Origin of the sequence: Chitinophaga chungangae (genome assembly GCF_017742215.1) — a bacterium.
Lineage (GTDB): Bacteria > Bacteroidota > Bacteroidia > Chitinophagales > Chitinophagaceae > Chitinophaga > Chitinophaga chungangae.
This window is the reverse complement of record NZ_JAGHKP010000003.1, coordinates 338625-358585: the sequence shown is the minus strand read 5'-3', so window position 1 is coordinate 358585 and position 19961 is coordinate 338625. Positions and strand designations below refer to the sequence as shown.

The 19961-nt window shown below is 53.0% G+C and carries 11 protein-coding genes; 6 read left to right on the top strand and 5 right to left on the bottom strand.

Features of this window, described 5'->3' with window-relative positions; genetic code table 11:
• The 5 genes from J7I43_RS15740 to J7I43_RS15720 all read left to right on the top strand — a co-directional run bounded on the left by J7I43_RS15740 (window position 1) and on the right by J7I43_RS15720 (window position 6205).
• Window positions 1-1059, top strand: a complete 1059-nt coding sequence (locus tag J7I43_RS15740) for an aminotransferase class I/II-fold pyridoxal phosphate-dependent enzyme (protein ID WP_209146743.1) — start codon at window positions 1-3, stop codon at window positions 1057-1059.
• Window positions 1060-1071: 12 nt separating this feature from the next.
• Window positions 1072-1929, top strand: coding sequence for a TraB/GumN family protein (locus tag J7I43_RS15735; RefSeq protein ID WP_209146741.1), 858 nt, complete (start codon window positions 1072-1074; stop codon window positions 1927-1929).
• 174 nt (window positions 1930-2103) lie between these two features.
• Complete coding sequence (locus J7I43_RS15730; RefSeq protein ID WP_209146739.1) at window positions 2104-4305, top strand: outer membrane beta-barrel family protein; 2202 nt, start codon at window positions 2104-2106, stop codon at window positions 4303-4305.
• Window positions 4306-4387: 82 nt separating this feature from the next.
• Window positions 4388-5476: a sensor histidine kinase gene (locus J7I43_RS15725; protein WP_209146737.1), complete on the top strand. Its 1089-nt coding sequence runs from the start codon at window positions 4388-4390 to the stop codon at window positions 5474-5476.
• A gap of 3 nt (window positions 5477-5479) precedes the next feature.
• A complete protein-coding gene (locus tag J7I43_RS15720; RefSeq protein WP_209146735.1) occupies window positions 5480-6205 on the top strand; it encodes a LytR/AlgR family response regulator transcription factor in 726 nt (241 codons plus the stop codon).
• A 65-nt stretch (window positions 6206-6270) separates the two neighbouring features.
• On the opposite strand, the gene J7I43_RS15715 is transcribed toward J7I43_RS15720, so the two are convergent.
• Genes J7I43_RS15715 through J7I43_RS15700 form a run of 4 tightly spaced genes read right to left on the bottom strand, consistent with a single transcriptional unit; the run spans window position 6271 to window position 12830 of the window.
• Window positions 6271-7218 (bottom strand): DUF5007 domain-containing protein, encoded by a 948-nt coding sequence (locus J7I43_RS15715; protein WP_209146733.1) that lies wholly within the window; start codon window positions 7216-7218, stop codon window positions 6271-6273.
• 38 nt (window positions 7219-7256) lie between these two features.
• Window positions 7257-7964: a hypothetical protein gene (locus J7I43_RS15710; protein WP_209146731.1), complete on the bottom strand. Its 708-nt coding sequence runs from the start codon at window positions 7962-7964 to the stop codon at window positions 7257-7259.
• Between the two features lie 17 nt (window positions 7965-7981).
• Window positions 7982-9568: a RagB/SusD family nutrient uptake outer membrane protein gene (locus J7I43_RS15705; protein ID WP_209146729.1), complete on the bottom strand. Its 1587-nt coding sequence runs from the start codon at window positions 9566-9568 to the stop codon at window positions 7982-7984.
• Between the two features lie 19 nt (window positions 9569-9587).
• Complete coding sequence (locus J7I43_RS15700; RefSeq protein WP_209146727.1) at window positions 9588-12830, bottom strand: SusC/RagA family TonB-linked outer membrane protein; 3243 nt, start codon at window positions 12828-12830, stop codon at window positions 9588-9590.
• Between the two features lie 763 nt (window positions 12831-13593).
• Here J7I43_RS15700 and J7I43_RS15695 point away from each other — a divergent pair.
• Window positions 13594-18399 (top strand): translocation/assembly module TamB domain-containing protein, encoded by a 4806-nt coding sequence (locus J7I43_RS15695; RefSeq protein WP_209146725.1) that lies wholly within the window; start codon window positions 13594-13596, stop codon window positions 18397-18399.
• Window positions 18400-18454: 55 nt separating this feature from the next.
• Here the strand turns inward: J7I43_RS15695 and J7I43_RS15690 are convergent, their stop codons facing one another.
• Complete coding sequence (locus tag J7I43_RS15690) at window positions 18455-19657, bottom strand: bifunctional 3,4-dihydroxy-2-butanone-4-phosphate synthase/GTP cyclohydrolase II (protein ID WP_209146723.1); 1203 nt, start codon at window positions 19655-19657, stop codon at window positions 18455-18457.
• Window positions 19658-19961 lie beyond the last annotated feature (304 nt).

Genomic DNA, 19961 nt, shown 5'->3' with positions numbered 1-19961 from the left:
ATGTTCAGCACTACAGACAGTACGCCCGGCAGAACGGCGCAGATCGAAGGAAGGAACTGCCTGTTCTTTTCCGGTTTCGCGTACCTGGGCATGCACGTGTCCCACGCCTTCCGCAACCTGCTGGCCGAAGGGCTGGCACGTTACGGCAGCGTATACCCCTCTTCCCGCATCGGCAATTTACAGCTACGGCTGTACGAAGAAACGGAACATGCGCTGGCCGCGCATCTGCACCAGCAAAGCGCCGCCTGTTTTTCTTCCGGTTACCTCGCCGCGCAGGCCGCCGTTACCTACGCGGTGAGCAAAGGCGAAGCCCTGTATTCTCCGGGTGCGCATCCCGCCATCCGTTATCCCGGCGCGCAAATTCCTTCCGGCACTTGGGCGGACTGGATCAACGCGGTGGTGGATATGGTGAACCTCGGAAACGACCACCAGTATGTGATCATCGCCGATGCGGTGAACCCGCTTACCGCCACCATCAACGATTTCAGCGCATTAAAACAACTCCGCCGCAAAACATTGGTGCTGGTGGATGATAGTCATGGCCTGGGCGTGCTCGGCCCGGAAGGCGAAGGCATTATTTCGCTGCTGCCCGCCAACGAAGCCGTGCGTTACCTGCTTACCGCTTCCCTGGCCAAGGCTTACAGTCTCGAAGGCGGCATGGTGGCCGGCCATGCCGCAGACATCGCCGCCATCCGCAAACTGCCGCTTTTCACGGCCAGCACCGCCATGATACCGGCATATGCTTACGCGTTCCTGCAATCGCAGCAGGCTTTCGCCACGGCCCGAAAACGGCTGCAGAAAAACATCCTAACCATGGAAGGGCTCACCGAAGGCATCGCCGCTATCAGCCACCAGGCGGCTTTACCCATGTTTGTGCTGGAAGACCGTGAAGAAGATGTGAACGAATTCCTGCTCCGCCGCGACACCCTCATATCTTCCTTCGCCTACCCGGACCCGCAGGGGCCGAAGATTCACCGCGCAGTGCTTTCCGCGCTGCATACCCGCGCGGATATTGAAATACTGATGATGCAGCTTGTACAATTTTACACCCGGTTATAATCCATCACAATTATGATAAAAAGGACCTTTGCCGCTTTTGCCCTGATCTGCCTGTTTTTGCCCGCTTCCGCCCAACAGTCGCTGCTGTACAGGGTCTCCGGCAAAAATCTCAAACAGCCTTCCTACGTGTACGGCACCATTCACCTGATATGCCCCAACGACTTTTTTCTTCCCGAACCGCTCGTGCGCGCGTTTAAACAGTCAAAGTCCATTTACCTCGAAATAGACATGGACGACCCGGGCATGATGGCCACCATGATGACGCGCCTGCAGGAAAACAACGAGCAGTATTCGCTGGAGAATGCGTTTTCGAAAGCGGATTACCGCAAGCTGGACAAATACCTGAAAGACAGCATGCACATCGAGCTGAGCGCGTTCAACAAAATGAAGCCCATGGTGATCCTTTCCATCATATTGCCCAGGATGCTGAACTGCCCCACGGCTACGGCCTATGAAAGCAAATTTGTAAGCATGGCGAAGGAACAGCAAAAAGAAATACGCGGGTTGGAAGCGCTGGACGACCAGATAGACGTGTTCGACGCCTTCCCCGACACGCTGGAAGCGCGGATGATCATGGATTACATCAGCGATCTTCCGAAACAAAAAGCAATTTATGCTCGCCTGGTGGCGGCTTACAAAAAACAGGACATCCAGCGGCTGCACGCCATGCTGGGCGAATCGCCGGAATTTGCGGGGTATGAGGACAAACTGGTGTACGACCGCAACCGTAAATGGATCCCTGTCATGGAAAAAGCCATGCAGCAGGAAACCGTGCTGTTCGGCTGCGGCGCCATGCACCTCGGCGGAGACCAGGGCGTGGTGGCGCTTTTACGGAAAAAAGGATACAAAGTGGAACCAGTAACAAAGTGACGAAACATACAAATTATAGGAAGGGACGCCGCCGGGCGTCCTTTTTTTTTGTCCGGGGAAAAAGCCGGTTCGTGTATGACCAACCGGTTTGATCCCTTAAAATGACCTGTTGGTGTATCAAATTTCCAGGGCGGTCGGCGGCGTAATATGTTTGCACCATCAAAAAATACCTGTATGCGACCGCTTTTTACCACTCTCCTCTCCGCCACTATGCTTATGACCGCCGCAGCCGCTTCGGCGCAGCAAAAAGACACCGTGCCCGCTCCTTCCGCCATCAAAAAGGATAGCATTCCGGCCCCGTCCGTTAAACAGCTGAAAGAAGTGAACGTTACCAGCAGCGCCCCCCAGATCACCATGGAGGGCGGCACCATGACGGTAAACGTTTCTAAATCGGCCACCGCCGCGGGCTCCAATGCCTGGGAGATCGTTTCCAAAGCGCCCGGCGTAACGGCAGACAATAACAATACCCTCCAGCTGAACGGCAGAAGCGTGACCGTTTACATCGACGGGCGGCCCTCCCGCCTCAGCGGAGACGACCTGAAGAACCTGCTGAACAGCACGCCCGGCAGCAACATCGACAAGCTCGAGCTGATGAGCAACCCTTCCGTCAAATACGACGCGCAAGACGGCGCCATCATCAACATCAAAATGCTGAGAAGCAAAGACATGGGTACCAACGGCTCCGTTACCCTGGGCGGCGGCTTCGGCCGCTATGCGCGCAGCAGCGACGGCTTTACGCTCAACCACCGCACGAAAAAAGCGACCTGGTACGGCGGCTATGATTATGTGTACGCCAAACAGTTCGTTCACATCACTTCCGACCGCTTTTTTACCGATAATTACAAGCTGGAAGACGCCGATTACAACCGGGAAGAGCGCAACAGCCACAACCTGAAAGCAGGCGCCGACCTCGACATTACGAAAAACACCAGCGCGGGCTTCCTCGTAAAAAGCATGTTCACCAACCGCCACAACGACCGCGACAACCAGACCTCCCTGCCCGATTCCATCTTCCGCCAGACCGCCGGAGGCCGCCAAACGCTGACGAACCCGAGCGTGAACGTGTATTTCAAAACCGGCAGCCCCAAACATAAAAACGAACTGAGCATCAACGCCGATTACTTCAATCACCGTAAAAACTGGAACGACAACTTCAACGGCCGCTATTTCACCGTGAAAGAAGTGCCTGCCGGCGAGCCGACCTTCATCCGCAACAACACCGAATCCGCCATCGACCTCTATTCCTTCAGCGCCGATTATACGCAGCAGCTGAAATTCGCCAAGCTCGAAGCCGGCGTAAAGACCACCTTTACCGAAACCGACAGCGACACGCGCTGGGAAAATATCGACGGCGGCAAATGGGAAAACGACGCCGGCAAAACAAACCACTTTATTTATAAGGAAAATATCAACGCAGGGTATGTCGGTCTTACCAAAACTATCAAAAAATACACGATACAGGCCATGCTGCGCGCGGAGCACACCCATGCCACGGGCAACAGTCTTACGATAGACCAGCATTTCAAACGCGACTACGTGCAGCTGTTCCCCAGCGCGAGCGTGAGTTACATGAAAAGCGCAAAAGACCAGTTCAACTTCAGTTACCGCAGGAGCATCAACCGTTTCGGTTTCGACATCGTGAACCCTTTCGTAACGTACCAGAACGCGTACAGCTACCGCCAGGGCAACCCGAACATCAAGCCGATGCTGATGCAGACCATCCAGGGTACCTGGAGCCACAACTACACTTTGTTCACGACGCTCGGCTTCAACCGCGTGAAAGACAACCTGAGCATGATCTTCCGCCAGGACCCGGACACCAAGGTGCAGGTAACCAGCTTCGACAACCAGACCGATTTCAACGTAGCCTACGCCAACGTAGTGTGGGTAAAACCCATCACCCCCAAGATCCGCACCACCTGGACGGTTACGGGCCTTTGGCTGGACATCAGCACCAATATGGGCGGCATCGCTTACAAAAAAAGCAGCGTGACCGCGATGGTGAACATGCAGAATACCTTCACCCTGCCCAAGGGTTTTACCGCGGAACTGAACGGCAACTTCCGCGGCCCGTTCATGGCGGGTTATGCGGTAATGAAAAGCGCGGGCGGACTGGATTTCGGGGTAACGAAATCGCTCATGAAAAACAGGGCATCGCTCAAACTCGGCATCGTAGACATCTTCAACACCCAGCCGATGCGGTTTGAAGTGCAGTACTCCAACGTGCACAACCTTGCAAAAATGAACAACGACACCCGCGTGGTGAACCTGACCTTTAACTATAAGTTCGGCAGCGCCACTGTGAAAGCGGCGAAAGCCCGTAAAAACGCCATCGAAAGCGAAGCGGGCAGAACAAACGCCCAGCAGGGGCTTTAACAGCAACATCCAGGAAGCATCCCGGCAGGGGTGCTTCTTTTTTTTATTTCCTTATATTTGAAAAAACGCACCAAAAGCCACCATGTTACTGCAACAAACAGGAAAATTCATCCGGTCGGAATGGAAAAGGATACTGACGCTGGCGCTCATTGCGATGGTGTTTTTCCTATTCCTCTACGGTTTCATCTACACCCTCGACCCACAGGCCACTACCCGGGCGTACCGTAAACAAGGCGGGTTCGTATTGTCTACCCTGAAGTCCATCGCGGAATTTACGATCACTTATTACGTGCTCATTTTCCTGGCGTGCCTGCCTTACCTGCGCGACCGGAGGCCGGGGAAGTTCCTGTTGGTGATATTCCTCGTTTTTGCGGCGAAAGTGGCGTACACTTTCCTTTTTGAATACGGCCAGGCCGATTTTAATGCCAACAGCAACTCGGAGAACATCCGGAATTTCATGGTGCACAACAAATTCGCGTTTTATTGTTTCTTTATCGTGCTCTCGTACCTGTTCCACCTGTTCATATGTTTCGTGGTAGCCATTTTCATCGATTACAACAACCGGAACAAACGGGAAGACGAGCTGCAGAAACAGAAAATGGACGCCGAGCTGAGCGCCATCAAATACCAGATCAACCCACATTTCCTGTTCAATTCGCTGAGCTTTATCTACAGCAAAACCGTGCCGCTGAGTGAAGAAGTGAGCAACGCGGTGCTGCTGCTGTCGGACATCATGCGGTATGCGTTGGGGAAAGAAGAAGACGCGGAAGGCAAAGTAGCGCTGTTCAAGGAAGTGACGCATATGAAAAACGTGATCGAGATCAACCAGATGCGCTTCAACAACAGGCTCAGCATTCAGTACAGCGAGCAGATAGACAACCCGAACGCGCGCATCACCCCTTTGATACTCATCACCTTGGTGGAAAACGCCTTCAAACACGGCGACCTGCTGGACCCCGCGAACCCACTGGTGGTAAGAACGGAATCCGACCAGCAGAAGATCCGTTTTTACATCAGCAACAAAAAGAAATCGGGGCCGAAGGAACTAAGCACGGGCATCGGGCTGAACAACGTAAAACAGCGCCTCCAGCTGATGTACGCCAACAAACACAGCTTTACCGTAAACCAGAACGAACATTTTTATACTTCAGAGCTTATCATAAACCTGTAGCATATGATCAACTGCATAGTGATAGACGACGAGCAGCATGCGATCGACCTGCTCACGCATCATATCAAACAAACGCCTTTCCTCAACATGTTATATTCCACCACCGATCCGCTGGAAGGCCTGCAACTGCTGCATCAGCACAAGGTAGACCTCATTTTCCTGGACGTGCAGATGCCGTCGATGACCGGCATCGACTTTATCAAGGCCATCAACGGCAGGTGTAAAGTGATACTTACCACCGCCTACAGCGAATACGCCATGGAAGGGTTTGAGAACGAAGTAGTGGATTACCTGCTGAAACCTATTTCCTTTGCCCGTTTCATCAAAGGCGCGCAGCGCGCCCTTTCTCTCATTCAGCCGGTAACGCCGGGAAATAAGGAAGACAACGATTATATTTTCGTAAAAACCGAGCAGAAAGGCAAGCTGATCAAGATCAACATCAAAGATATCCTGTTTATCGAAGGGTTGAAAAATTACGTGAAGATCCATACCCGGCAGGGCGAAAAGATCGTAGCGCTGCTGAATATGAAAGACCTTGAAGAACGGCTGCCATCGGGCGATTTCGCACGCACGCACAAATCCTTCCTGCTGGCTACGGGGTACATCCGGATGATAGAAGGCAACCTCGTTTACCTCGAACATACCGAAGAAGCCGTGCCGGTGGGCGATACCTACCGGGAAACGTTCATGGCGCAGATGAAGGAAAAGATCATGACCAATAAAAAATAGGAAAGCCCCGGTACGAAACCGGGGCTTTTTGTTTTATTCGGTAATTCAAATCACTTCATTTCGTTTTACTGGTTCAGCAGCTGCACCCTCCAGACGATCTCCCATTTACCGGGCCTGAATATCTGGAAAAACACCGCGGAGAACATATCGTAGCGGTCGTTTCTACCAAAGGAAGAGCCCGGCACCCACCATTCAAATTCACGCGGGCTGCTGCCGGCGTTGAACGGGAACGCGCAATCGTACTCCAGGCGGTCGCTGAACTTACGGTAGGCGAACACAAAATCTTCCAGGCGTTTGCCTTTCTGTTTGCTGCCTTCGGGGAACTTTGAAGGGTCCATCAGGTTGCCGTTCGGGTCTTTGAACTTCCAGGTCATCATGCTGCCGGGGCCCATGTATTTGAAACTTTCGATCGTTATGTTCACGGAATCGAAATAGGGAGCGCAGTTGTCCCAGTCGTAGTCCGCGCACACGATCCATGCGTAATCGTTGCGGTATTCGAAGTCTTTGCCTTTCACCACGTTCACTTCCACCGCGTCTTTAAGGATGCGGGAGCCCGCGCCGTTGGTCACTTTCACGTCTATCATATACACGCCGGCTTCCATATCGTAGCTTTCTTTCCTGAAGATCAGGCGGCCGTCTGACTTGTTGATCTCGAACACCGGCCGTTTCACGATCTGTTTTTTGGCTTCGAGTTCTTCCAGGGATTTTTCCTGGCCGGTGAATTCTTCTTTCCATTCCACCGCATCCACTTCCTGGAGCATTTCAGGCGCGGGTTTGCCGTCTTTGGTATGAATATCCACCAGCTCAACGGTAACCGGGCCGGTAGTGCGGTCCAGGATGAGGTCTCCTTTCATGATATCACGGCCCGTTTCCAGGGTGATGATCTTGTCTTTATATCTGATGGTGTCGGCAATGTAACCATCCTGCAGCTCCACCTTGCGGCATCCGTACAGGACACCGCCCAGGAGCGCCAGGCACAGGGCCGACTTTATTGCTATATTTTTTTGTGTCATGATGCAAAGTTTAAGTACCGTTCAAAGAAATGGTTTGCCTATTTGTAAGGGAAATTGAAGGTATGCGTACCGTTGAGCACCTGGATGTTGCCGTTTGTGGCCTGCAGGTCGCTGGTTATTACGTTCCCGCTGTTTACCCAGGGGTTGTAGTACCGGGTCACATTGTTAACCACCTCCTTTGTTTCCGGGAAAGTGCTGGCCGCATCGAACCTTCTTGTCCAGGTATTGGCAAACCCGTTGCCGAACCAGATACGGATGAATTTAGGGCCTGCTTCTTTTACGCCATTGTAATCCTGGCGAAGGGGCGCATCCACCCAAACGGTATCTCCCGCGAAACTTTTGAACATTTGTCCGCCGCCGTTAGGCCCGTTAAAGAAAGGCACTTCATCGCGCCAGATCAGGGTGGCGGGAATGATGTATTTGGCCATCGCTGCGCGCAGCTCGGCATCCGGCACGTCTTTCAGCGCCATACCGCTTTTTCTTTTCAAATAGTTGACGATACAGAGATCTTTGGGAGCGAAGAAAGTGACGCCGGGTTTCTGCACTTCCGCAGCAAGCCCCGTTCTGTCCAGTATCTGAACGATCGTGTCAAATTCGAACGGACGGGATTGCAGGAACTCGTAGATGTTCATGTCCAGTTTGCCGGAATGCACGCCGCCGTCTATATAATGGTCTTTTTTACAACTTGTCGCCATCGCCAGTATTGCTGCAAAAGCCAACAGGTATTTTAGCTTGAATATTTTCATCACGATAATTTTTTCGGTTAATAACGTTGCCAATAACGGAGTTGCTGGATATTGGGGTTATCGGTGAACGCGCGGTTGGAAACGGGCCAGGTCCAGGCGCCTTCATCAAAATCCGCCTGGGTCATGTCCGGTTTGGTTGACACAATTTCCGGGTCCTGTTCGGTGATATAACCGGTACGCACGAGGTCGTAAAAATAATGGCCTTCGCCCAGCAGCTCGCGGGTACGCTCCCTGAATATTTCAAGGTACAGGTCTGCGTCCGTTCCTGTCCAGGCTTCCAGGCCGGCGCGGTTGCGGATGGCGTCCAGGTCCGCCCTTGCGGGACCGTAATTCAGGAGGCGCGCATTACATTCCGCACGCAGCAGCATGATGTCGGCCACGCGGAAGATAACGATATTGGCTTCGAACAGGTTCTGAACGGGGTCCACCGCGAACCCGTATTTCCTGAACACGAAAGTGTTACCGGGATTGAAGTTGATCGCCTTGTCGAAATTCGTGGTATAACGCAGGTCTTTGGTGGTATCCGGGAAAAATACCCTGGGATCGTCCACACGGGTTTTCACCCATGATACGGTACCGTCGATGGCCACATTTTTCTTGATATAGCTGATCCCCCAGAGCGGTTCTTTCCTGCTGGCATATACGCCGCCGAAAAGCGTGAGGTTGGCGAGGGAACCGTTGGTGCCATATTCGCCGGAAGCCGCGTCGAATTCTATTTCGAAGATGCCTTCAGCGGATTTGCCTTTCCAGATATTCATGTAGTTCACCTTGTCTGCGGTGCTGCCGGGGCTCACGGTCAGCAGCCTGTACACGCCGCCGTCTATCACTTTGGTGGCGTAGCTCACTGCTTCCGCGTCTTTATGGCGCCATGCCAGCACATGCGCAAGCGTGGCGTGCACGGTGCCTTTGGTGGCGCGGATGGCGTTGCGGCCGGATTGGGCGTAGTCCTTAAGCAGGTCTGCTTCCGCGGTTTTTAATTCCGTCTCTACAAAATCGAGCACGGTATTCATGTCCGTTCTTGCCAGCTTTTCCGTTGTGCGGGATTTGGTGTTTAAAGGCACATCGCCCCATACCCTCACCATGTAGAAATAAGTGAACGCGCGGATAAAACGGGCTTCGGCCACATACATTTCCCGGGTGTAGGTAATGAACTGGTTGTCTGCCACGCGGTGCGCATTTTCGATCACGAGATTGCACTGCTCCACGATCTGGTAAAAAGAAGCCCAGTTGAACAGGATCTCGTCCCATTGGCGCGTTCCGCCGATCACGGTCCTGATGCGGTTTTGCTTAAGGTCCGCATCCAGCGTGCTTCTCAGCGGGTCCTGCGCTACGGAGGCGAAAATAAGTCCTCTCCTGTCTCCATACATATAATGACGGGGGTGATAGCCGTTCAGGTCTGCAGCATTGGATACTCTCGGGCTTTCGGAAAGCGTTTTGCGCAGCAGGGCGTAAGCGCCGGCCACTGAGCCGTCCAGGTCTCTTTCTGTAGACCAGAATCGGGCGTCGGGTATCTGGTCTACCGGCGTTATTTCCAGCTGTTTGTTGCAGGAAAATGCCGTTAATCCCACCAGGCAGATCAGCACATAATATAATCCTCTTTTCATACGAATACTTTTAAACTAATTAGAAGGTAACGTTCAGGCCCAGCGTCATTTTGCGGCTCAGCGGGTAGTTCCTGCCACGGTCGTAACCGGAGGGGAACTCGATCGCTTCGGGATCGCGGCCGGAGTATTTGGTAAGAATGAATACATTCTCCGTGTTGCCGTACACCATCAAACGGTCGATGCCGAAACGCTTGAGGAATTGGTTGGGCAGGTTGTAGCTCAGCATCACGTTCTTCAGGCGAAGGAAAGACGCGTCTTCCACAAATGCGCTTTTGTAATCGTACACGTTCCAGAACGTTTGGATGGAGCCTGTCCAGTAATCCAGCGTCGGGAAACGCGCGTCTTTACCGCCGCGGTCGCCGGGAGCGAAACCATAGATATCAAATTCGCTCATGGGAGGAATACCGCCCCAGTCCAGCGAGTTGCCGTTGAAATAATCGAATGTGGTGTAGTTCGGGTTGTAACCGCCCACCACTTTTGTAGAGTTCCAGTAACGTTGTAAAGCGGAGTTCACCACTTTCACGCCCCAGCGGAAGTTGAACATCATGTCGAGTGTAAAACCTTTCCAGGACACGGTGTTTACCCAGCCGCCTTCGATCTTCGGCGTGGGATCGCCTACCCACATACGGTCGTTCACCTCGCGGGCGCCGTCGCCGTTCAGGTCGTTGATCTTGTAGTCGCCGTTCAGGTCCACGAAACGCGGGGCGCCTTCGCGGTAAGGCAGGTAACCGTAGTCGAAGAACAGTTTTTTACCGGTGAAAGGATCAACCGGCACTTCGCTGTTGCTTTGCCATACGCCGTCGTTCACCATGAACACAAAACCGTAGGGCGCGGAGCCCACTTTCACCATGGTAACGTTGTCCAGCATAAACGGCCGGTTGTCGTTCGGCAGTTTCGCCACCTGCGAAGTATTGCGGGCAAGCATCAGGCGGGTGGTCCAGCTGATGGGGCTTTTCGGGTTCAGTACGTTCACGCTCAGCGTCATTTCAAAACCCTTGTTCAGCATGTCGATACCATTACGTTTGATAATGGAGTACCCGGAACTGGTAGGCAGCTGTTCGTCGTAAGTCTGGCCTTCGCTGTAACGTTGATAGAAATCCGCGATCAGGCTTACGCGTCCTTTTAACGCGGTCAGTTCAACACCAAAGTTCGTCTGGTCTGAATATTCCCATTCCAGGTCGAAATTCTGCACCTGGTTAAAACCCTGAACGGCCACTTTTGTACCGCCATAGCTGCTTACATACAGGTTTGAAGCTTCCTGGAAGCCGCCGGCGTTGCCGTTCAAAGAGCTGATGCTTGCGAAGTTCTCCACGTATTGGTTCGCGGTTTTACCCCAGCTTGCGCGCACTTTGGCTTCGTTCAGCCAGGGCAGGTTGTTTTTCACGAAAGGCTCTTCGGAAATACGCCATGCGGCAGATACGGTCGGGAAATAACCCCATCTTTTGTTCGGCGCGAGTTTGGAAGAACCGTCCGCACGGATGGATGCATCCACCAGGTATTTTTCCTTATAACCATAGTTGACCTTACCCAGTACGGAAGACGTGGCGTTTGCGCCATAACCGGTTTTGGTAGACGTTCTGTCCGGCCTGAAACCCTGCACGATCTGGATCTGGTCGGAAGATCCGCCCTTGGCGTCGATCTGCGTGATCTCCATCGTATTTTTGTTGAATTCCTGCACCAGGAAAGCGCCGAAGTTGTGATCGTTGTTTTTGGTGTAGTGGTTCCAGGACAGTTGGTTGGTCCAGGTGTAGGCATTGCTGATGCTGTTATACTGGCCTGCGTCCGAAGAGTTGTTGTTGGCTACGGAAGCGAAGAAATAATCGCGTTTATCGTTCGCATAGCTGAGCGAAGCGGTAGATGTGAACGTCAGCTCCCGCGTGATGGCGTACATCAGCTGGAGGCTGGTATTCACGGTGTTGGTAAAGTTCTTGTCCCTGTTCAGCCTGTATGCATCCAGCATACCGCCGCCATACGGGCTCTTGTCCGGTATCATGTACGTGGAAGACGGGATGCTCCAGATACCCTGCGAGCTGATGCCCTGGCCGTTTTTGCCGTTACCGCGGCTGCGGTCTGTGCGGCCGAGGTAGGTCTGCATCACGATGGTCGTTTTTTTGTTGGGAAGCAGGCGGCCGGTGAAGTTGGCCGTGTAACGTTTGAAGCCGGTATTGATCAGGATGCCGTCTTCGCTGTAATAGCCGCCGCCGATGCGGTAGTTGCCCATTTCGTTGCCGGCGGAGATGCTTGCGTCGTAGTTCTGGATTCTGCCCGTCTGGAAATACATGCTCTGCCAGTCGGTAGAGTTGTTGAAGAACGGGTTCAGGGAATCCGTCATCTGGATGGGCATGCCGCTCATTCTCGCATCGTAGGGCGCAAAACGGTTCCAGATGTCCACTTTCGCTTCGCGTTCCGATTTACCGCCGAGGATGGGGAACAGGGAAGGCGCGAAGTTGATCCCGTTATACGCGCGCAGGTCGATCTTCGGCTTGCCCGTTTTGGCGGTTTTTGTTTTGATGATGATAACGCCGTTGGCGCCGCGTGAACCGTAAATGGCGGCTGCTGCGGCGTCTTTTAATACGTCGATGGATTCAATGTCGTTCGGGTTCAGCCAGGAGATGGGGCTGTTGCCGGTTCCGAGGGCGTTTGCCGTGAAACCTTTTGCAGACGCGCGGTCTGCCGGCACCTGGATACCATCCACCACAAACAAAGGATCGGAGAAAATACGATCGTCGTTAAAGCTGGACGCCACGCTGGCATTACCCCTGATAAACACGGGAGCGCCAACGCCGGGCATGCCGCCGTTGTTCACTACAGACAAACCGGCTATGCGGCCCTGCAGCAGGTTCACCACGCTGGCGGCGGGAATGTTCTGGATCTCCTCCGCATCAAGACGGGTTACGGAAGTGGTCAGCGTTTTACGCTTCTTCTGCTCGTAACCGGTGATCACCACGTCTTTCAGCTGCTGAGCATCCGACTGCAGCGTCACTGAATAGTCCGCGCGGCCGTCTACTTTCACGGTCTGCTTGACGAAACCCAGGTAGGAAAACTCCAGTACAGGGCTCGCGCCTTTTAAGGTGAGAGAAAATTTACCGCTCGCGTCGGACGCGGTACCGTTGGAAGTTCCTGCTTCACGGATGGAAACGCCTGGCAGCGCCTCACCCTTGCTGTCTTTGACAGTCCCGGAAACTTTTCTGTCCTGTGCCATGGCAACGGAATACACCATCCCCATGAGGACGACCAACAAAAAGAGTAGCTTCTTGGTCATAGATATTGAATTGATAAAAATGTAATGATGCGCCCGTTAAGGCAGGTTGATACTGTCCGTCCTGTTTTCGGTTGACGATTGTATGCTAATACTTAGTCTCAGTCCTTAAGATGTTAAACAATAAGAGTTATTAAATCCGGTTGATTAGAAAATTGCGTGCTTAATCCCCTCGAAATATCAAACAATAAGAGCTTACTTCCTTTACTAGTCCCCCTCGAAATGTCAAACAATAAGAGCTTATCTGATTCAAATAAAATCGGCCTATCATTGCAAAATGTCCAATGGAAAGGTATAAACTCTAAATTTTTGTTAAAAATCCTGCTGATAATAGTGATAATCCCAAGACAAATGCGGAAACAGGCGCAGGACTGGCTCATTCATGCGGAAATTCAATAATTATTTGATGATAATCAATCCATTACGAAGCGATTTATTTAGCAAATATAGAGATAGTATTTTTTTCGGGTAAAATATCATCGTTTTAAGGTAAAATAGTACCTGTTTTATAATATTTGCATGACACAATTATGACAATCGTAATATTGGGCGGCAATTTCCGCCGGTCGGGCGGGAATGAAACGGGAAAAGCAGGGTTACTCACGGCCTTGGCTATACGTTTCCGCAAACGGGCCGCAGCAGCGGGCGGAGCACCTGCAGTCGTATTCCGCGGCGCTTCCGCACCAGATTCAATTGGCAGACATTTTACGAATGATTATTTTTGTCGGATAAATAACGCTGTTCCCTGAGAAAAGTACGTAAAATATTGACCATCACCCTGCTAAGCCTGCTGGGACTGGTACTGTTGGTCAGTATCCTCATTAATATCCCTGCGGTGCAAAACCTGCTCGTGCGGGAAGTGACCGCCCGGCTTTCCAGACAGCTGCAAACCCGCGTGGAGATCAAACATGTTAATTTCCGGCTCTTTAACAGCATGCGCCTCGAAGGCGCCCTTATCGAAGACCGTCACAACGATACCATTTTATATGCTGGCGCTTTGCAGGTGCGCATTACCGACTGGTTTTTCATACAGGACAAACCCGTATTGAAGTTCATCGGCCTGGAAGACGCGCGGATCAACCTCATACGCCCCCGCAACGATTCGCTTTGGAATTACCAGTTCATCGTCGATGAATTCGGCGGAAGCCCTTCCCCACAACCCAAAACAAAAAAACAGACCGGCATTTCGCTCGATCTCAAACGGGTAGACCTCCGCCGCGTACAGTTCAATATCATAGACGGATGGGTGGGCGAAGACATGCATGTGGCCGCCAACCGCATCTACCTCGACGCCAACCGGCTGGACCTCCGTTCGCACGACGTGCAGATCAACGAGCTTTCGCTCGACCGGCCTGAATTTATCATCTCCAGCTATGCGGCCAGCCCGCTGCGCAAAAAAAGAGCGCCGTCCGTAGCCATGCCCGCGCCCGCCATCGATACGCTCAAACCGATTCCCCTCCGCTGGAACGCGGATAACTGGAAACTTATCGTAAAATCGCTCAGCGTCAAAAACGGCGTGTTCGGCGTCAACAACCTGCAGGATTCCGTGCCCAGCACGCCCGGCGAGTTCGACCCTTCGCGCATCCGTTTTGCAAACATCAACCTGAGCATCACCAACAGCAGCCTGGTGAAAGACAGCATTTATGCGGACCTTGCGCTCAGCACCAAAGAACGCAGCGGCTTCGAGGTGAAATCGCTTAAAAGCCGCTTCAAAATGAGCCCCGTTGAAATGGAGTTCTCCAACCTGGACCTGCGCACCAATAACAGTCATATCCGCGATTATTATACGATGCAATACGAAGACCTGAGCGAGATGAATGATTATGTGAACAACGTGATCATGCGCGCAAGGTTCAAAGACACGCGCCTCGCGTCGGAAGACATTGCGTATTTCGCTCCTCCCCTTTCTTCCTGGGACACCGAACTGCAGATCAACGGCCGGGTAGACGGGCCGGTGAGCAATCTTTCCGGGGACAGCCTCGACATTAAAGGCGGCAGGAATACCCGGCTGAAAGGTACGGCAGACATGCGCGGGCTGCCATATATCAACGAAACTTTCATCGATTTCACCGCGAAAGAACTGGTGACCAGCGGGCAGGACCTGCGGCAGTTCCTGCCCATGCTGAAGGACATCACGCAGGTGCGTACCGACCTCATCACCACCCTTTCGTTCCAGGGCTCGTTCTCCGGTTTCGTGCACGACTTCGTAGCGTACGGGAAATTCAAGACCAATCTCGGCAATATCGATTCGGATATCAACTTCAAGACCAGCAGGGACGTGCCCGTTTACTCCGGGAACCTCGCCACCGATAATTTCCATCTCGGCAAGCTGCTCAACACCGACATTGTAAGCACCGCCACGATGACGGCCAAGGTAAAAGGCGAAGGTTTTAACTTCAAAACCCTGAAAGCCGCCGTGGATGCAGACATTCAAAAGATCGGGCTGCATGGGTACGAATACCAGAACCTGAAAGCAGCCGGTGAAATGAACCGCAAATTCTTCAACGGTTCGCTTACCGCCAACGATCCCAACCTGGACATGGATTTCGCCGGCACCATCGATTTCAACAGCCGCCTGCCGATCTTCAATTTTTATTCCGAGATCCGCAACAGCGACCTCAAAGCGCTGCGCCTCACGGAAGATTCCATTACCCTGCAGGCCAAGGCAGACCTGAATTTCGCGGGCAGCAACATCGACAACTTCGACGGCACCGCACGCCTGTACGACGTTTCGCTGTTCAAAAACAAAAGCCGCGTGGAGTTCGATTCGTTGTCCGTTTCCACCAAAAACGAAAACAATCTCAAAACACTGCGCATACAGGGCAACGAGGTGAACGGCTACGTGCAGGGGTCTTACAGCTTCATGGAGCTGCCCAACGCGTTCAAACTTTTCCTCAATAAATATTACCCGAGCTACTTTCCCGATCCGCCCGCGGCCAATGCGGGGCAGGATTTCAGCTTCTCTTTCGAGTTCGGCGAAGTGGAAAAGCTGATCCGTGCGTTCACCAACGACATCAAAGGATTGAACGGCACGCAGGTATCCGGTACGCTCAACACGCTCAGCGGCCAGGTATCGCTTAACGCCGCGGTGCCCTACGCGGCGTACACCAATATTGGCGTGCGTAACCTGCTGCTGAAAGCCAATGGCGATTTTTCCAGGATCAATGTGAGCACGAGCATCGGCAACGTGCTGTACAACGACAGCACCATATTCACCAACCCGCTGATCGTGGCCAGTTCCGGCAGGGATACGTCTTTCATCAAACTCGACCTGAAAGCGGAAGACACCACCGAGCTCGACGGTTTTTACGCCCGCGTGGTGACCGTGGGAGACGGCGTGAAAGTGAACTTCCTCAACAGCAGCTTCACCGTGAACGGCAAACAATGGAGCATGACGCCCGGCAACGAGGTGTACTGGAGCAAACATTTCCTGACCGTAAATAACCTGCGCATTTCGCGCAACGACCAGAGCATCACCATCAGCACCAATGAATTTAACCCGGACGATAATACTTTCCGCGTGGCGCTGAAAGATCTCAACCTGGCGGACGTGATACCGGCGGGCATTACCAACACGCTGATCGAAGGGCTGGCCAACGGCGTCATCAACGTGCACGACCCCTTCAACAACCTGCTGGTGGACGCCGACATAAAAACCACGCAATTGCGCATAGACAACGATTCCATCGGGCTCGTGAACCTGAGGGGCGCTTACGACAACCGCATCGGCGAAGTGCAGTTCGATGTGCAGTCGGACAATTCAAAGGCCAGCTTCAACGCCAAAGGCACCGTGGGCGTGAGCGACAGCAACCGCGTGGTGAACGCGTCCACCGATCTCAACAATGCTTCCATCAGCCTGCTGGATAAATATCTCGGCGATTACGTGAGCGAACTGACGGGCTCGGCCACCGGTCAGCTCACCGTTACCGGCACTACCGACAAACCATCGTTCCGCGGGAACGTGAAGGTGCAGAACATCGGTATGAAAGTGAATTATCTCGGCACGTACTACAAGATCCCGCTGCTGCATGTGCACAACATGGACGACAACCTGATCGAGATGCATCCTTTCACGATGATCGACAAGTTCAACAACCACGCCGCGGTGAACGGTTTTATCAGTCACCAGAACTTTTCGAAGATGAATTTTGAGTTCGACGTGCAGTCGCAGAAATTCCTCTTCCTCAATACCGGCGCGGCAGATAACAACCTGTATTACGGGGATGTGATCGCGCAGGGAAGGGTGTATTTCACCGGCCCGATGGATAATCTTCAGCTGCGCGTGCTGGCTCGCCCGCTGAGCGGCACGCATTTTTACCTGCCTTTGTCTGACAGTAAAGACATCGGCAAACACGAATACATCAATTTCAAACAATACGGGAAGGTGGTGGACGAACCGAAGAAAAAAAGCGATGTGAAGCTGAATGTGAAGATGGACATCGCCGCCAATCCCGATGCGCAGATCGACGTGATCATCAACGCCGCCACCAACGACGTGATTTCCGCCAACGGTACCGGCGCGCTTACCATCAATGTGAACCTCGACGGGGATTTCACGATGTACGGCAACTACACCATCAACACCGGAACGTATAACTTCAGTTTCCAGCGGCTCGCCAGCTGGAAGTTCGACATCGATAAAAACAGCACCATCACCTGGAATGGCGACCCCGTGGAAGCCAAAGTGAACATCACCGCCAAATACAGCCTGCCGAAGGTGAGCCTGTACAACCTGAGCACAGCGGCGGTAACCGGCAACGCCAATCCCACGAACCAGGATGTACTGAGCCGTTCCGAGCGCGTGGACATATTGCTGTACCTGCGCAATTCGCTGATGCAGCCCACGATCACTTACGAGATCACGCTGCCGGAAGTGGGGTCGCTGGCGTATGAGAGCGGCATTGCCAGCCAGCTGAAGGAGATCAACCAGGACCAGAACAAAGCCCTGTACCAGATATCATACTTATTGGCCACCGGCCAGTTCCAGCCGCCGGACGGCTCGGCCAACGTGAGCATCACCGGTAAAAACAGCGTGGGCCAGGCTTTGAGCGCCCAGGCATCGGCGATCCTGAACAACTTTTCGAACACGTTCCTGAAAAACGCCGGCATCGGTTTTAACGTAAACTACACCGCGTACAACTTCAACAACAGCGCCAGCAGCAGCTACGACCGGAACCTCGTGAGCACCGGCATCACCAAAACCTTCTACAACAACCGCATCCGCGTGTATGTAGGCGGCGATTACGACTGGGGAAGGGTGAGCGCCACTTCTTCGTCGCAGAACTTTGCCGGCGACTTCCGCGTGGAATACCTGCTGAGCCCGGACGGGCGCATACGCATCAACGCGTTCAGCAAAACGGATTACGACGCCTATATTCTCGACAACCGTACGCGCAGCGGCCTCGGCCTTTCCTACGTGCGCGATTACAATAAATTCTCCGAGCTGTTCAACGAAAAACGCATCCGCCGTATAGCCGACAGCGTGAACCGTGCCGCGGCAATGCGGCGAGCGCGGGAAGACAGTCTCAATGCGGCCCAGCCCGATACCGGCCGCGGCTCGCCGCCAAAATAACCAGGCACAAAAAAAGCCGTTCCTTTGGGAACGGCTTTTATATTTTAGGAAGACATTATCCTTTCAGGATCTCATGCCCCAGTTTGTCGCGTTTTGTTTTGAGGTAAAATTCGTTGTGCGGGTTAGGCGACACCTCGATGGGCACGTTTTCCACCACTTCAAGGCCGTAGCCTTTCAGTCCCGCGCGTTTGCGGGGATTGTTGGTGATCAGCCGCATTTTGGTAACGTTGAGATGACGGAGGATCTGCGCGCCAACGCCGTAGTCGCGTTCGTCCATCCCGAAACCCAGTTCCAGGTTGGCTTCCACGGTATCTTTCCCTTCTTCCTGGAGTTTGTAGGCTTTCAGTTTGTTCATCAGCCCGATGCCGCGGCCTTCCTGGTTCATGTACAGGATGAGGCCTTTCCCTTCTTTTTCCACCATCTGCATGGCGGCCTGCAGCTGTTCGCCGCAGTCGCAGCGGAGGGAATGCAGGATATCTCCCGTGAAACAGCTGGAATGCACACGCACCAGCACGGGATCGCCCTGGTTCCAGTCGCCTTTTTTAAGCGCCATGTGCATATCGCCAGAGTTCAGCTGTTTGAAAGCGATCAGTTCGAAATTGCCGTATTTGGTAGGCATCTGCACACGTACTTCCTCTTCTATGAGCGATTCGGTGCGGAGGCGGTATTCGATAAGGTCTTTGATGGAAATGAGTTTGAGGCTGAACTTCCGCGCGATCTCGCGGAGCTCGGGGAGGCGGGCCATGGTGCCGTCTTCGTTCATGATCTCCACGAGTACGCCAGCCGGTTCAAAACCAGCGAGGCGGGCGAGGTCGATGGTGGCCTCAGTATGGCCGGTGCGGCGGAGCACGCCGCCTTTTTTTGCTTTCAGCGGGAAAATGTGACCGGGTTTGCCCAGCTCTTCGGGGCGGATCTCCGGGTCGATGAGCGCCTGGATGGTTTTGGCGCGGTCGTGGGCGGAAATGCCCGTGGTGCAGCCGTGGCCCAGGAGGTCTACCGATACGGTGAAAGGCGTTTGATGCAAAGCGGTATTGTCGCGCACCATCATTTCAAGCCCCAGCTCTTCGCAGCGCTCTTCCACGAGCGGCGCGCAGATAAGGCCCCGGCCATAAAGGCTCATAAAATTAATGATCTCCGGTGTAACGTTCCTTGCGGCCGTAATAAAATCCCCCTCGTTTTCGCGGTCTTCATCATCCACTACAATGACCAGTTTCCCCTTTTTTATATCCTCAATGGCGGATTCGATGGTATCCAGCATAATATGTTTCCTCGGTTAGTATAATAAGATGTGCAAAGTTAGCACATAAAGTTGAGGTTTGGGGATTTCACCGCCGGGCGCTACCCTTTGGGTAAGTGTGCATAACTCCTCATATTATATAATTTGAAATTCGAATTGTTGAAAATTCTATTGTGAAACCTGAACATTTTTGTTTCAAAATGAGTTATTACAGGAGAGAAATCAAAATCTAGCCGCTTTTAGCCGCAAAACGGCTAACATGTAACAATTTGTTAATTTCAAGTTAAAGTTCGGACAGCATATTTCGTCATCTTTGCAGCATCAT

Excerpts from the sequence above, each read along its gene's own strand:
- J7I43_RS15690 (WP_209146723.1), bottom strand. The coding sequence starts at position 19,657 with ATGCTGGATACCATCGAATCCGCCATTGAGGATATAAAAAAGGGGAAA.
- J7I43_RS15740 (WP_209146743.1), top strand. The coding sequence starts at position 1 with ATGTTCAGCACTACAGACAGTACGCCCGGCAGAACGGCGCAGATCGAA.
- J7I43_RS15705 (WP_209146729.1), bottom strand. The coding sequence starts at position 9,568 with ATGAAAAGAGGATTATATTATGTGCTGATCTGCCTGGTGGGATTAACG.
- J7I43_RS15730 (WP_209146739.1), top strand. The coding sequence starts at position 2,104 with ATGCGACCGCTTTTTACCACTCTCCTCTCCGCCACTATGCTTATGACC.
- J7I43_RS15720 (WP_209146735.1), top strand. The coding sequence starts at position 5,480 with ATGATCAACTGCATAGTGATAGACGACGAGCAGCATGCGATCGACCTG.
- J7I43_RS15710 (WP_209146731.1), bottom strand. The coding sequence starts at position 7,964 with ATGAAAATATTCAAGCTAAAATACCTGTTGGCTTTTGCAGCAATACTG.
- J7I43_RS15735 (WP_209146741.1), top strand. The coding sequence starts at position 1,072 with ATGATAAAAAGGACCTTTGCCGCTTTTGCCCTGATCTGCCTGTTTTTG.
- J7I43_RS15700 (WP_209146727.1), bottom strand. The coding sequence starts at position 12,830 with ATGACCAAGAAGCTACTCTTTTTGTTGGTCGTCCTCATGGGGATGGTG.
- J7I43_RS15725 (WP_209146737.1), top strand. The coding sequence starts at position 4,388 with ATGTTACTGCAACAAACAGGAAAATTCATCCGGTCGGAATGGAAAAGG.
- J7I43_RS15715 (WP_209146733.1), bottom strand. The coding sequence starts at position 7,218 with ATGACACAAAAAAATATAGCAATAAAGTCGGCCCTGTGCCTGGCGCTC.